This window comes from Candidatus Manganitrophus noduliformans (assembly GCF_012184425.1).
Lineage (GTDB): Bacteria > Nitrospirota > Nitrospiria > SBBL01 > Manganitrophaceae > Manganitrophus > Manganitrophus noduliformans.
This window is the reverse complement of record NZ_VTOW01000002.1, coordinates 297,816-310,318: the sequence shown is the minus strand read 5'-3', so window position 1 is coordinate 310,318 and position 12,503 is coordinate 297,816. Positions and strand designations below refer to the sequence as shown.

Genomic DNA, 12,503 nt, shown 5'->3' with positions numbered 1-12,503 from the left:
CATCTTATTTATAATCCTCCAGGAGGGTGTCGATTTTCTCCGTTGTTAAGTCGGCATGAAGGTCCTCATTCACCATCATCACCGGCGCCCGGTCGCAGGCGCCGAGACAGACGTTCGGCAAAAAGGTGAATCGATTGTCGGCGGTGGTCTGGCCGAGACCGACGCCGAGCCGCTCCATGAGATGCGCCCGAACCCGTTCATATCCCATCACCCAGCAGCTGACGCTGTCGCAGAGAAGCAGCACATGCCGGCCGACCGGCCTGCGGAAGATTCGATTATAGAAGGTGGCGATCCCGTCGAGCTCATCGGGGGCCATGTCGAGCAGGGATGCGACATCCTGGATTGCCTCGTCGGGGACCCACCCGCGGTGTTTCTGAACGATCTGCATCGCATCGATGCAAACGGCCTGCTTGTTGGGGTAGAGAGGAAGCTCCGCCTCAATCTCCCTTCGTTCTTCCGGACTCAACATGTTTTCTCCGCATCTTGTTTATGTTTGATTCCTAATTGATTTATTTGTCCACATCCGCCAAAACAAAATCGACGCTTCCGAAGATAGCGATCAGATCGGAGACGGTCAGACCCCGGCAAAGAAGGGGAAGCATCTGCATGTGGGGGAAAGAGGGGGTCCGGATCCGGTTCCGGTACGGCGTCGTGCTCCCGTCGCTGATCAGGTAATAGCCGTTGTTTCCCTTGCTCGCTTCGATCGCTCCGAGCGCCTCGCCGGGGGGGATCACCGGCCCCCAGCTGACGGTGAGGAAATGGGCGATCAGCGTCTCGATATCGTGCATCGTTTTCGGTTTCGGCGGCGGGGTGGCGAGCGGATGGATCGCCTTATAGGGGCCGTCGGGCATGTTCCGGACGCACTGGTCGATGATCCGCAGGCTCTGGCGCATCTCTTCGATCCGGACGGTGGCGCGATCGTAGCTGTCGCCGTTCTTCCCGATCGGGATATCGAATTCGAATTGGTCATAACCGGAATAGGGGTGCGCTTTTCGAAAGTCCCATCCCAATCCGCAGGCGCGCAGGTTCGGCCCGGTCATTCCCCACTCGATCGCCTCGTCGACGGTCGTCCGGCCGATCCCCTTCGTCCTCGCTTTGAAGATCCGGTTTTTGACGATCTCCCGCTCGTATTCGTCGAGCCGCGGCGGAAGGTAGTTGATGAAATCGCGGAAGAGATCTTCCCATCCGATCGGCAGATCTTGCGCCGTTCCCCCCATCCGAAACCAATTCGGGTGCATCCGCGCGCCGGTGATCGCCTCGGCGATGTAGAAGGCGCGCTCGCGGTCGTTGAAGGTGTAAAAAACCGGAGAGAGCTGGCCGACATCCTGGGAAAAGGTCCCGAGCCAGACGAAATGGTTCGCGATCCGGTAGAGCTCGCACATCATCACCCGGATGACCTGAGCCCGCAGGGGGATCTCGATTCCGGCGAGCTGCTCCACCGACGAAAGATAAGCCATGTTGTTGATCACCCCGGAGAGGTAATCGACCCGGTCGGTGTAGGGGAGGTAGGTGTGCCAGGTCTGCCGCTCGGCGACCTTCTCCTGCGCCCGGTGGTGAAAGCCGATATCGGGGACCGCGTCGATGATGATCTCGCCGTCGAGCTGCAAGACCACCCGCAACACGCCGTGGGTGCCGGGATGGTGCGGGCCGAGATTCAAGAAGAGAAAATCGGTCCCGTCGCTGCTCCGCTTCATCCCCCACTCTTCCGGGTCGAATTGAAGCTGCTCCTGCTCCTCCATCATTTTTTGATCGGGCATGTTCAGACCGAGCTCGGTTCCATGAGAGGGATGATCCTTTCGAAGGGGATGGCCTTCCCAATCGCGGGGCATGATCAGCCGGACCAGATGCGGATGGCCGTCGAAGCGGATGCCGACGAGGTCCCACGTCTCCCGCTCGTACCAATCGGCCGCCGGCCAGAGGTCGGTGATCGTCGGGACGGAGGGGCGTTTCTCCGGCAAAGGGACCTTGAAGCGAAGATAAGCATTCCGGCCGAAGGAGTAGAGATGATAAACCGCCGTGAAGTCGCTGTCGGGCTGTCCTTCGCGGTGCGATCGGCCCCGCTCGTCGATGCCGGTCAGATCATAGAGCATCTTGTAGGGCCGGTCGATTTCGTTCTTCACGTACCGGAGCAGATCGTGGATCTTCTCTTTGGTGATCCAGAAGGTCGGTATCCGATCGACCGTCGGCTGCGTTGCCAGGAGCGCCGGACCGGCTTGCGCTTGAATCGCCTCGTTGAGGGCGAGATCAACGGTTTGCATCGTGGCCTTCCCGGTAGAGATCGTGCGACGCGTAATCGGGCGGGGTGAGCCGGCCGATCCGCCGGCGCTTCGGACCCTTTAATTCGCGCTGGGCGGGAAAGACCGGCTGCTCCACCCCCTGCGGGCCGATCACCCAGCTGAGCGGCCGCCGCTCGTTTCCGACTTTTTCTTGAAGCAAAAGAAGTCCTTCCATCAGGCTGTCGGGACGGGGGGGGCAGCCGGTGACGTAGACATCGACCGGGAGAAATTTATCGACCCCCTGGATGACGCTGTAGACGTCGAACATCCCGTCCGAGCAGGCGCACGATCCCATCGCGATCACCCAACGGGGCGCCATCATCTGCTGGTAGAGCAACTTGATCATCGGCGACGCCTTGTAGAAGACCGTTCCCGAGATGACGATGACATCGGCTTCCCGGGGGGTTCCGCGGATCACCTCGGCGCCGAACCGGGCGATGTCGTATTTGCTCGTCAGGCTGGTCGCCATCTCCACGTAGCAGCAGGAGAGGCCGAAGTTAAACGGCCAGATCGAGTTCTTCCGACCCCACGCGACCAGATCTTCCAGCCGGGCGAGCGCGAAATTGCCCCGGACCGAGTCATTTATGGAAGTATGGTTGTGGCTGAGCTCCTTTTCTCTCGAATCGGGCTTGCGGGACCACCAGGCCATCGTTGCTCCTTATCTATCTTGAGTGCCATCGGGACTTGAGTACCATCGGGGCGATCCCCAATCGAGGGCGCCGAGACGCGCAAGGTAGACCAGCGCCGCAAGCAAGATGCCGATGAAGAGGGCGATTTCCCCGTAGCCGAGCCAGCCGAGCTCGCGGGCCGCCACCGCCCAGGCGAAGATGAAGACCGCTTCCAGATCGAAGATCACGAAGAACATGGCGATCAGATAGAATTTGGCGGAGAAGCGAGCCTCCGCCGTGCCGGTCGGAATAATTCCCGATTCGTAGGGAATGTCGGTGGCAAGGTCGCGATGACGCTCTCCCAAGAGATGGGAAAGGAGAAGCATCCCGGCGACCAGGAAGACAACGAGGAGGAAATAAGCGCCCAACGGCCAAAGAGTCATTGTTCAGATCATCCCTAACGGCTCAGATTTATTCCCTCATTGTAGGAGGATCGGGAGGGAGGAGACAATCAGCCGGGATGATGATCTCCTTCCGTATGACGGGCGGCTGCCGCGCGCGGCCCTGGTTGTCTCTTCCGGGTTTCTTCTTGGCGCGAGATCGTCTTTATTCCCGGGCCGGAATGTTTCCCGCCGGCGCTATTGCTTTCCGGAATTTAAATGATTATTCTTGGAGATCGAAGGCGACGGTCTGATCCCCGTCGGAGGGCGCTCTCCGCGATCGGCTTCCTTGCCGCTTTCGGCCTCTATCCATACCGTCATTCCGGCTTTATAATGAGGGCATGAAGTGTTCACATGGCGCAACGCGCGATACAATCGGCCGCTTCTCCGCTCGGACTTCCGAATCAGCGGCCTGGAACGACCGATAAGATGAGGATCTCCTTTTCAAATGCAGCGATGAGCCTGGGGCTTGCCGGCGTCTATTTCGTCGCCGGCAAGCTCGGCTTGATGTTGGCTTTTCTTCATGAGAATGCGTCGGCGGTTTGGCCCCCCGCGGGGATTGCGCTGGCCGCCGTTCTGTTCTTCGGATACCGCGTCTGGCCGGGGATCTTCCTCGGGGCCTTTCTGGCCAACGTGACGACGGCGGGGTCGGTTGCGACGTCGCTCGGCATCGCGGCCGGCAATACGCTGGAGGCGCTGGTCGGCGCCTGGCTGGTTCAGCGGTTCGCCAACGGCCGCCATGCATTCGACCGGCCGCAAGATGTTTTCAAGTATGTTCTTCTCGCCGCTTTCTTCAGCACGACCCTCAGCGCGACTTTCGGCGTCACCAGCCTGACTTTGGGAGGCTTTGCCTCCTGGAATCAGTACGCGCCGGTCTGGCTGACCTGGTGGCTCGGCGATATGGTCAGTATTCTGATCGTGGCGCCGTTGATTTTCCTCTGGGCCGAAAGGGGTCTCACCGGCGTCACGGGAAGGCGCTTTTTTGAGCTTCTTCTTGTGCTCGCCCTCGTCTTTGTCGTCGGCCAGATCGTCTTCGGCGGATGGTTTCCCTTCAGGACGAAGCATTATCCGCTCGAATACCTGACCGTCCCCCTTCTTCTCTGGGCGGCGTTTCGGCTCGGCCGGCGCGGGACGGTGACCGCCGCTTTTGTCATGTCGGGGGTCGCCGCGGTCGGAACGCTCCGCGGGTTCGGACCCTTTTTTACGGGCGATCCGAATGAATCGCTCCTCCTGCTGCAGGCGTTTATGGGGACGATGACGGTGATGGCATTGTCGCTCGCCGCGATCATTTCAGAGGAGAGACAAGCGGAAGAAGCGCTCAGGGAGAGAACGATGGAAGCGCAGGAGGCGAGCCGGTTGAAGTCGCAGCTCCTCTCGAACGTTTCGCACGAGCTGCGCACCCCCCTCAACAGCATTATCGGATTTGCGCATCTCCTTCTGGGGGAGACGTACGGTCCGCTTCAAGAGAATCAAAAAATGCCGCTGGAGAGGGTGCTGAGAAACTCCGATGAACTGCTCAATTTAATCAACAATCTGTTGGACTTTTCCAAGATCGAGTCGGGGAAGCTGGCGCTGGAGCTGCAACCGGTGGAGATGGTCCCTCTGCTGGAAGATGTGTTGGAGGGATTGAAACCGCTGGTCGAGAAGAAATCGTTGTCGACCCGCCTGAATCTCTCAGGGCGTATCCCGACGATCGAGTCCGATCCCAACCGGATCAAACAGGTTTTCTCGAATCTTCTCTCAAATGCGATCAAATTTACCGAAGAGGGGGAGATTCGAATCATGTTGAAGGATCGTCCTGAACGGGGAGGGGTGGAGATTGCGGTGCATGATACCGGCATCGGCATCCCGGCGGAGGAGCTCCCGAAAATCTTCGAGGCGTTCCATCAGGTCGATGGAACGTTGACGCGGGAATTCGGGGGGACCGGTTTGGGGCTGGCGATTGTAAAGGAGCTGGTGGATCTGCTGAAGGGGGAGATTCAGGCGACCAGCGAGCGGGGAAAAGGATCGACCTTCACCCTCTATTTGCCCTACCGGTTCAAGGGGTGATGTGTGATAGGATTCATTCTTTTTGCGAGGAGGAGTCCTCTTTCTTCGGGATCTGATAGGGCAATCGGACGGTGAAGATGGAGCCGCTTCCGACCTGGCTGGCGACATCGACCGTTCCCCCCAGCGCTTCGACCAATCTCTTGACGATCGATAAGCCGAGCCCGGTCCCTTTATGGGGGGCGGACTCTGTCGCCACGACGTGATAATAGGGCTCGAAGAGGTGAGGGAGGTCCTCCTCGGCGATCCCCCTCCCGGTGTCGCTGACCTCCACGCAGACCTTCTTTTCTTCGGGCTGATGGCGAATGCGCACGGCCACCGAGCCTTGCTCGGTGTACTTGATTGCGTTGGAGATCAAGTTGGTGAGGATCTGCTTGAGCTTCGCGGGATCGGATTGAATCGTCGGCGCCGAAGCGTCATCGATGAATTCCATACTCAATCCCTTTTGATCCCCCATCGGGTTGAGGTTGCTCACAGCCCGACGAGCGGCATCGGAAACGGAGACCGGCTCCAGTTCAAGCGAGAGCTCCCGCTGTCCCGCTTCGATCTTGCTGACATCCAGAATCCGGTTGATGAGCTCGAGAAGGGTCCTCGAATTTTCATAGATCCGCTCCTGCATCTCCTTCAGCTTTGCGGGGTCCTTCTGGAAACGGGGATCTTTCAACAGCGAACTGTAGCCGATGATTGCGTTGAGCGGCGTTCTCAACTCATGGGAGACGATGGAGACGAGCCTCGATTTCAGACGATTGGCCTCCTCCGCCTCCGTCGTTTTCTGACGGAGCGTCTCTTCGATCTGTTTGCGCTCGATCGCGTTTGTCAATACGTTGGCGACCCCTTGGAGAAAGTGAATATCCTCTTCTTTAAAAGCGCGCCGTTTTATCGTGTGCGCTCCCAACACGCCGAACGGCCGATCGCGTCCCTGAATCAGCACCGTCATCCCGCTGACGACTTGATGCGCGTCCAAAAGCGCCGCGCCGGTAAATCGTTTCTCCTTCCGGAGATCCTCGGTGATCACCGGCGTTTTGGAGAGGAGGGTATAACCGGCTTGAGAGTCGGGCCGGGTGTCCACCGTCGCGCGACCGACCGAATCCTCCTTCCATCCGACGCCGGCACGCAGAAGAAGGCGTTTCCCGTCGGGAAGGAGCTCTAAAATTTTAGTGTATTCGACTTCCAGGCATCGAGCGACCAGGGCGACCGCTTGATTCATCAGCGTCGCGACATCGGTCCCTTCCAGGGCGCGCTGTCCTAACGCCGCGACCGCCCCCTGTTGGGCCTCCCGCGCTCGGGTCTCCTCCTCCACCTGCTTGAGCGGCGTGATGTCCATCGAGATGCCGTGGATGAACGTTCCCGTATCCGTCACGCCGCTGAGGCTCATTCCGGTGTGAAACCAGACGGCGCGGCCGTCGGCGGCGATCATGCGATGGTCGAACCGCCGGTCTTTTCCCTCGGAAACCAGTTTCTGGAATTCCTTCAGGACATTTTCCCGATCGGCCGGATGAAGACGGGCTTCCCAAAACCGGGGCTCGGTCAACCATTGTTCCACGGGGTATCCGAGAATCATCTCCGCGCGGGAGCTGACAAAGAAAAAACGGTTTGCCGCCGCGTCCGCCTCCCAGACGATGCTATGATCGAGGCCGTCGACCAGCGCCCGGTAGCGCCGCTCGGCGGCCTGCGCGCTGGCGCGGGAGTGCCACTCGGCCTCGTAAAGCCGCGCATGTTCCGTGGCGAGCCCGACCTGCTCGGCGATCAGCTCGAGCAGACGCCGCTCTTCCTCGCCGAATCGCCGTGGGCGGAAACATCCGACGTGAATCACCCCCATGAGATGGTCCTGGACCCGAAGTGGCGCTCCCAGGAGGGAGCGAACCCCCTTTTCCCGGAGGATGGGGCTTGCGACCTCGACCTTCGAGAGGTCGTCGATGATGAGTGATCTCCGTTCCGAAAAGATCCGTCCGGCCACCCCCTGTCCGACCGGAATTCGGACCCGATCCACCTCTTCTTCCAATCCATAGGCGGCCCGGACCGCGAGCGTCCGGCTCTCTTCATCGAGCAAGAGGATCGCGACCGTATCGGCCATAAAAATTTGCTGGACCCGACCGACTAAATTATTGAGGAAATGGTCGAGGCTGAGGTTGGAAAGGGTCGTCTCGGCGATCGATTGGATCTCGGCTAGCCGTCGTAGCGCTCCTTTGGGTTCATCGCGGTTCTGTTTTTTCTCTTCGTTCTCTCGCATCACCTATCCATATAAATCATTATTAACATAGCGACAAAGGGACTACAATGGGGGGGCAACGCCCTACGGAAGGGCCGTTCCCTCTTGATAGACGGAAAGAAGTATGGAACAATGGCGCCGGCATGCTCCCTTTTTATTCTATTCGTGAGGACCCGATGCCCTGGACCCCCCCTGTTCTGAAAACGGAACGTCTCTCTCTCGCCGGCCCGGACGATGCGGTTCAACCGGTTTTCGTTTCGGACGGCCGCGACGCCGCCGCGCAAGCATTGCCCGGTCTTCCCAGCAACTGGAAGATTTATTTAAAAGAGAGCGAAGAGCCGATCGGGACGATCGGCTATATCGGATGGGACCGTGAGACGCGTTTGGCGGAGGTCGGATTTATCCTGATGAACATCCATACCGGCCGCGGCTACATGACCGAGGCCTGCCGGGCCGTCGTCGATTTCGGCTTCGAGGGGATGGGCCTGGCGATCGTGGAAGCCAAATCGCTTCCGAACAACATCGGATCGATCCGCGTTCTCGAGAAGGTGGGGATGAAGCGGGAGGCGCGGATTCAAGGACGGCTTTCTTCGAAGGGTCCGCTGGTCGATCTCGATCTCTTTCGAATCAAGAAAGAGGCGTGGTCAAGCGGGAGAAGTTTTCGATGACGTAGTCGGGTTGGATCGGGCCCCGTTCGACCATTGCCGCCGTTGTGCAGCCGGAGAGGACCAAGATCGTGGCGAGCCCCGCCCGCTGCCCGCCGAGGATGTCGGAGTCGAGCCGGTCGCCGACGATGGCGCAGCGGCCGCCGGGGGGGAAGAGATCGAGCGCGATCTCGAAGATCAACTTTTCAGGCTTCCCGACCACAACCGGTGTGATCCCGGTGGCCACCTCGATGGCGGCGACGATCGGACCGGTCCCGGGCCAGAGACCGTCGGGCATCGGGAAGTTGGCGTCCCGGTTCGTCGCAATAAAGGCCGCCCCCCGCTGGATCGCAAGGGTCGCGATCTTCAGCTCCTGATATGAAAAGTGCTCATGTCCCCCGACGACGACGATCTCCGCCGTCATCCCATCGCTTCCTCTCAAAACAGATCCCCCGACCGCCTCGATCTCGGAGCGGAGCCCATCGCTTCCGACGACGAAAATCGGCCGGCCGGTTTTTCCTTCCCTCTGAACGTAGAGGGCGGCGGCGCGTCCGGAGGTGAGGAACTCCGCCGGGTCGGCGGGGATGCCGAGGCGGGCCAGCTTCGTCGCATATCCGTCGGCCGTGCGGCGGGGATCGTTGGTGATGAAGAGACGGCGCTTTCCCGCGTCGTTTAAAGCGGTGAACGTCTCCGCGGCGCAGGGGGTCGGCTGATCGCCGAGGTAGACGACGCCGTCGAGATCGATCAGAAAATGGTCGAACCGGTCGAGAAGGCGGTTCATCTCTTTCGCGAGGGGAGAAAGTAGAAGTGGTCGGTCGGGCCGTGTCCGTGGCCGATGGAGAGGCCGTGACGGATCGCCTCGGTCACATAAGTCTTGGCTTCTTGGACCGCTTGCTTCAACGTTTTTCCGGAGGCGATCTGAGCGGCGATGGCGGCGGAGTAGGTGCAGCCGGTGCCGTGCGTGTTCTGCGATTCGATGAAGTCGGACCGGAAACAGGTGATTTCGTTGCCGTCAAAAAGGAGATCGCACCCCCGCTCTTCCAACAGGTGCCCTCCCTTCACCAAGACGGCGCGGCAGCCGAGCAGGTGGATCTTTCGCGCCGCCTCTTCCGCCTCGGCCGCGGTGCGGATTTTGTTCCCGGTGAGGAGCTCCGCTTCGTGGATGTTCGGCGTGACCAGCGCCGCCAGAGGGAACAGCTCGCTCTTCATCATTGCAATCGCCTCCGGTTTGAGGAGAGGATAGCCGCTTTTGGAGACCATCACCGGATCGACGATCAGATTTTGAACCTGCATTTCTTTGACGAGCTGGGCGACCCGTTTGACGATTCCCTTGGAAGAGAGCATGCCGGTTTTGACGGCGGAGATCGTGAAATCGTCGAAGACCGCCCGGATCTGCGCTTCAATCACACGAAGGGGAAGGTCGAACGCGGTGACGACCGTTTTGGTGTTTTGAGCGGTGATCGATGTCAATACCGACAAGGCGAAAACCCCGTTGGCCTGGATCGCCTTGATGTCGGCCTGAATGCCGGCGCCGCCGCCGGAATCGGAGCCGGCGATCGTCAAGACCTGCGCGATCGGCGGGCGCGACCGCGTCCCGTCCGGCGGCGCGGCGGTCTCTATACCGGCCATCGCTCTTCCCTCCAGGCCATCTCCCAGAACATCCACTCGTAGCGGGAGCTGAGGATGAAGTGGCTTTCCATCCGGAGTTTTTCGTCGGCGCCGGCCCCTTTCGCCCATAAATCGACCTTCTCGCACATCCAACGGGCAACCTCGGCAAATTCGGGCGAGGCGTAAAGGGCGAGCCAATTTTTATAAGGGTGGGTTTCGGGGGGCGCTCCCTTTTCCGTCAGACGGCGGCCGACCTCCACGTAGATCCAGGCGCAGGGGAGGGCGACGACCGTCGTCTCGGCCAAACTGCCGGTGGCGGCGACCTGAAGCAGGTGGCGGGTATAGGCGTAGTTCGTCGGGGCCATCGGGAGGGCGGCCATCTCCGCCTCGGTCATCTTCCATTGCCGGCCGTATTCTTTGTGGAGCCCCCGCTCCACCTGGATCGTGTCGGCGGCCAGCTGGGTGAATTTCTGCATTGTGTCTATGTCGGCGCTCTTCTGAGCCGCGGCGGAGAAGATCTTCGCCAGCTCGAAGAGGAAGAGGGAATCCTGGATGATGTAGAACCGAAATTTTTTCTCCGGGAGCGATCCGTCGCCGAGGGCCTCCACGAACGGATGCTTCAATTGCGCGTCCCAAATCGGCTGGGCGAGCTTTTTGAGATGTTCGGTAAACATAACCGCCTCCTTCAAAAACCCATAATGAAGGCCATTTTAAAAGAAGCGATCTTGGATTGCAACTAAGAGATAAAGACGGCGTTCAGCCCTCCGCAATCGGCTTAAAGCCTTTAAAAGGTTTTGCCGGACGCTGATCGCTTCGTTTCTATTTTTGCGGTTTGGCGGTGATGAACCAATCCCAGAGGCGGGGCTGGCCGTCGAAGAGCTCGAAGCTTCCGATCTGGCCGCCCCAGGGATAGAGGACTTTCTTGATCCGGACGTTTTTGAAGCCGGCCTTTTTCAGGCGGTGCTTGATCTCGAACTCATAGAAGAACTTCTGTCGCTGACCGTCATCGTCGTAGATCCCGCTGATGAAATCGAACTTCTGGCGCTCCAGAATCCGTTTGGTGGCCCAGAGCGCTTTTTCTTCGTCTCCGATTTTTTCGATCTCGCGGTCGAAAATCAAGGCCCCTTGATAAAGGATCACCTCCATCGACGGAAAGATCGCCATCAGGGTTCCTTCCGGCGTCAAGGTTCGATGGATCTCCGTCAGGATTGCATCGATGCTTCGCGAGGAGGGAAAGAGGATTGAGTTGACCGCGACGGCGACGTCGAACTGACCGTAAAACCGGGAGAGATCCGTCAGAGAGGAGCGGCAGAAAGAGATGTTCTTGGCGTCGACGCGCCGCTTGGCGGTCTTGATCATCCGCGGCGAGAAGTCGATCGCGGTAACCTGCTTGAAGTGGTCCGACAGAAATGGAAGGAGGGGGCCGGTGCCGCAGCCGAGATCGGCGGCCGTTTGTTCTTGTTTATTTGGAAGGGCGAGGATCTCGTCGAAGAGAGGGTTGATGACCCCTTCTTGAAAAGGGGAGATGATTTCCTGCTCGTATCGGTTTGCGATCCGGTCCCAATCTTTTACATCCATCGATTTAAATATAGCATATCTCTCCCGTTTGGAAAACGGGAAATTCCGATGCGATGCGGACAATCCCTTTAGGGGATTTATCGCGGCGGTGTCCGGGCGGCGCGGGGGCGGCAATCGGATCTCTGTAGGGGTTCAACATGTTGAAGCCCGATGTCCCCTGCGCCGACCGGTTTCCTGCCGATCGTTCCTCGTTGTCAAATTGATAGAACCGTCGGTCGCAGGAACTTGATATTCAGGAACTTGATATTTTGGATGAGATCGATTATCTATATAATGCTTGAAAATGGAGGAGACGAAGATGAGAGTAAAGCCTTTGCAAGACTGGGTTGTGGTTCAGCCGGATGAGCCGGAAGAGAAAACCGCCGGAGGGATTTTTGTCCCCGACGCGGCGAAAGAGCGGCCTGAGAGTGGAAAGGTCGTCGCCGCCGGGGAAGGTCGATTTGTCGAGGAAAAGGATGCGAAGGGAAAGATTAAAGAGAAGAAGTTTGTCAAAACCACGCTGAAGCCGGGCGATCATATCATGTATGAGAAATACGCGGCGAAGAAGGTCCAGGTCGATCAAGAAGAAGTCCTTCTGGTCCGAGAGGAGGATGTCCTCGGCTATCTCGTCTAAATTACGTTAAGGAATTCGTCTTTGACTGTGCGAATGAATGGCCGGGATTTCCCGGCCATTCATTTTTGAATCTCCCCGGGCGGATTTTTCTTGTCATTCCAGCGCTATGCCCTCCCCCGCTGCTCTCCGGAGCGATAGTGAGTTCTCTGGCCGGTGATTGAAGCGCCCAGCGTGCTCGAAAAGATGAGCACTAAGACACCGACAATAATTTGATTCCACATCGCGGCCCGCACGTCGCTGTACCCGAGCAAGAATGGAGAAATGATCAGCCAAAGCCCTAATATGAAGTTGATCCACGGAACATAACTCATCGTTCACCTCCCTCTGCCGTAGACCTTGTACAAGCAAGGTCGTCATCATTTTCATAGAAACATTTCAAATAAAAAAGCAAAAGGGATGCCGTGACTTGAAGCCTCTGATGATGACGATTGTCGGGCCGACGGTCCTGCTCGGCGCGCGAGCGACGGTTCTTTCTGGCTAG

The 12,503-nt window shown here is 58.8% G+C and carries 13 protein-coding genes; 3 read left to right on the top strand and 10 right to left on the bottom strand.

Annotated features, from left to right (window positions below; all coding sequences use genetic code 11):
- Positions 1-4: 4 nt before the first annotated feature.
- From nuoE to MNODULE_RS25065, 4 genes are read right to left on the bottom strand one after another with little or no spacing between them, the layout of a single operon-like run.
- On the bottom strand, positions 5-469 hold the full coding sequence (nuoE, locus tag MNODULE_RS10785) for an NADH-quinone oxidoreductase subunit NuoE (protein WP_168059633.1): 465 nt from the start codon (positions 467-469) through the stop codon (positions 5-7).
- Positions 470-509: 40 nt separating this feature from the next.
- Positions 510-2,258, bottom strand: coding sequence for an NADH-quinone oxidoreductase subunit C/D (gene nuoC / locus MNODULE_RS10780; RefSeq protein WP_168059631.1), 1,749 nt, complete (start codon positions 2,256-2,258; stop codon positions 510-512).
- A complete protein-coding gene (locus MNODULE_RS10775) occupies positions 2,245-2,925 on the bottom strand; it encodes an NADH-quinone oxidoreductase subunit B (protein WP_168059629.1) in 681 nt (226 codons plus the stop codon). Before MNODULE_RS10775 ends, nuoC begins: the two co-directional genes overlap by 14 nt.
- Before the next feature lie 9 nt (positions 2,926-2,934).
- Positions 2,935-3,327 carry an NADH-quinone oxidoreductase subunit A gene (locus MNODULE_RS25065; RefSeq protein ID WP_168059627.1) on the bottom strand — a complete coding sequence of 131 codons (393 nt, stop codon included), beginning with the start codon at positions 3,325-3,327 and terminating at the stop codon, positions 2,935-2,937.
- A 351-nt stretch (positions 3,328-3,678) separates the two neighbouring features.
- On the opposite strand from MNODULE_RS25065, the gene MNODULE_RS10765 reads away from it, so the two are divergent.
- Complete coding sequence (locus tag MNODULE_RS10765) at positions 3,679-5,373, top strand: sensor histidine kinase (RefSeq protein ID WP_168059625.1); 1,695 nt, start codon at positions 3,679-3,681, stop codon at positions 5,371-5,373.
- Positions 5,374-5,386: 13 nt separating this feature from the next.
- On the opposite strand, the gene MNODULE_RS10760 is transcribed toward MNODULE_RS10765, so the two are convergent.
- Positions 5,387-7,600, bottom strand: coding sequence for a GAF domain-containing sensor histidine kinase (locus MNODULE_RS10760; protein WP_168059623.1), 2,214 nt, complete (start codon positions 7,598-7,600; stop codon positions 5,387-5,389).
- A 155-nt stretch (positions 7,601-7,755) separates the two neighbouring features.
- Here MNODULE_RS10760 and MNODULE_RS10755 point away from each other — a divergent pair, with 155 nt between their 5' ends.
- On the top strand, positions 7,756-8,247 hold the full coding sequence (locus MNODULE_RS10755; RefSeq protein WP_168059621.1) for a GNAT family N-acetyltransferase: 492 nt from the start codon (positions 7,756-7,758) through the stop codon (positions 8,245-8,247).
- Here MNODULE_RS10755 and MNODULE_RS10750 read toward each other — a convergent pair.
- From MNODULE_RS10750 to MNODULE_RS10735, 4 genes are all read right to left on the bottom strand, one after another.
- Complete coding sequence (locus tag MNODULE_RS10750) at positions 8,207-9,004, bottom strand: HAD-IIA family hydrolase (protein WP_168059619.1); 798 nt, start codon at positions 9,002-9,004, stop codon at positions 8,207-8,209. The two genes, MNODULE_RS10755 and MNODULE_RS10750, sit on opposite strands and share 41 nt — an antisense overlap.
- A complete protein-coding gene (gene thiD / locus MNODULE_RS10745) occupies positions 9,001-9,852 on the bottom strand; it encodes a bifunctional hydroxymethylpyrimidine kinase/phosphomethylpyrimidine kinase (protein WP_181071030.1) in 852 nt (283 codons plus the stop codon). Before thiD ends, MNODULE_RS10750 begins: the two co-directional genes overlap by 4 nt.
- Positions 9,840-10,505 carry a thiaminase II gene (gene tenA, locus MNODULE_RS10740; protein WP_168059617.1) on the bottom strand — a complete coding sequence of 222 codons (666 nt, stop codon included), beginning with the start codon at positions 10,503-10,505 and terminating at the stop codon, positions 9,840-9,842. The genes thiD and tenA overlap by 13 nt, the downstream gene beginning before the upstream one ends.
- 145 nt (positions 10,506-10,650) lie before the next feature.
- Positions 10,651-11,409, bottom strand: coding sequence for a class I SAM-dependent methyltransferase (locus MNODULE_RS10735; RefSeq protein WP_168059609.1), 759 nt, complete (start codon positions 11,407-11,409; stop codon positions 10,651-10,653).
- Positions 11,410-11,707: 298 nt separating this feature from the next.
- Between MNODULE_RS10735 and MNODULE_RS10730 the strand changes: the two genes are divergently transcribed.
- The gene (locus MNODULE_RS10730; protein WP_168059607.1) at positions 11,708-12,022 is read left to right on the top strand and encodes a GroES family chaperonin; all 315 of its coding nucleotides are present in this window, start codon (positions 11,708-11,710) and stop codon (positions 12,020-12,022) included.
- Positions 12,023-12,126: 104 nt separating this feature from the next.
- Here MNODULE_RS10730 and MNODULE_RS10725 read toward each other — a convergent pair whose 3' ends face one another.
- Entirely contained in the window at positions 12,127-12,333 is a 207-nt protein-coding gene (locus MNODULE_RS10725) for an SPW repeat protein (RefSeq protein WP_168059605.1), read from the bottom strand.
- Positions 12,334-12,503: the final 170 nt, after the last annotated feature.

What these genes read in the sequence shown, in the direction of transcription:
- nuoE (WP_168059633.1), bottom strand. Translation starts at nt 469, where the DNA reads ATGTTGAGTCCGGAAGAACGAAGGGAGATTGAGGCGGAGCTTCCTCTC.
- nuoC (WP_168059631.1), bottom strand. Translation starts at nt 2,258, where the DNA reads ATGCAAACCGTTGATCTCGCCCTCAACGAGGCGATTCAAGCGCAAGCC.
- MNODULE_RS10775 (WP_168059629.1), bottom strand. Translation starts at nt 2,925, where the DNA reads ATGGCCTGGTGGTCCCGCAAGCCCGATTCGAGAGAAAAGGAGCTCAGC.
- MNODULE_RS25065 (WP_168059627.1), bottom strand. Translation starts at nt 3,327, where the DNA reads ATGACTCTTTGGCCGTTGGGCGCTTATTTCCTCCTCGTTGTCTTCCTG.
- MNODULE_RS10765 (WP_168059625.1), top strand. Translation starts at nt 3,679, where the DNA reads ATGGCGCAACGCGCGATACAATCGGCCGCTTCTCCGCTCGGACTTCCG.
- MNODULE_RS10760 (WP_168059623.1), bottom strand. Translation starts at nt 7,600, where the DNA reads ATGCGAGAGAACGAAGAGAAAAAACAGAACCGCGATGAACCCAAAGGA.
- MNODULE_RS10755 (WP_168059621.1), top strand. Translation starts at nt 7,756, where the DNA reads ATGCCCTGGACCCCCCCTGTTCTGAAAACGGAACGTCTCTCTCTCGCC.
- MNODULE_RS10750 (WP_168059619.1), bottom strand. Translation starts at nt 9,004, where the DNA reads ATGAACCGCCTTCTCGACCGGTTCGACCATTTTCTGATCGATCTCGAC.
- thiD (WP_181071030.1), bottom strand. Translation starts at nt 9,852, where the DNA reads ATGGCCGGTATAGAGACCGCCGCGCCGCCGGACGGGACGCGGTCGCGC.
- tenA (WP_168059617.1), bottom strand. Translation starts at nt 10,505, where the DNA reads ATGTTTACCGAACATCTCAAAAAGCTCGCCCAGCCGATTTGGGACGCG.
- MNODULE_RS10735 (WP_168059609.1), bottom strand. Translation starts at nt 11,409, where the DNA reads ATGGATGTAAAAGATTGGGACCGGATCGCAAACCGATACGAGCAGGAA.
- MNODULE_RS10730 (WP_168059607.1), top strand. Translation starts at nt 11,708, where the DNA reads ATGAGAGTAAAGCCTTTGCAAGACTGGGTTGTGGTTCAGCCGGATGAG.
- MNODULE_RS10725 (WP_168059605.1), bottom strand. Translation starts at nt 12,333, where the DNA reads ATGAGTTATGTTCCGTGGATCAACTTCATATTAGGGCTTTGGCTGATC.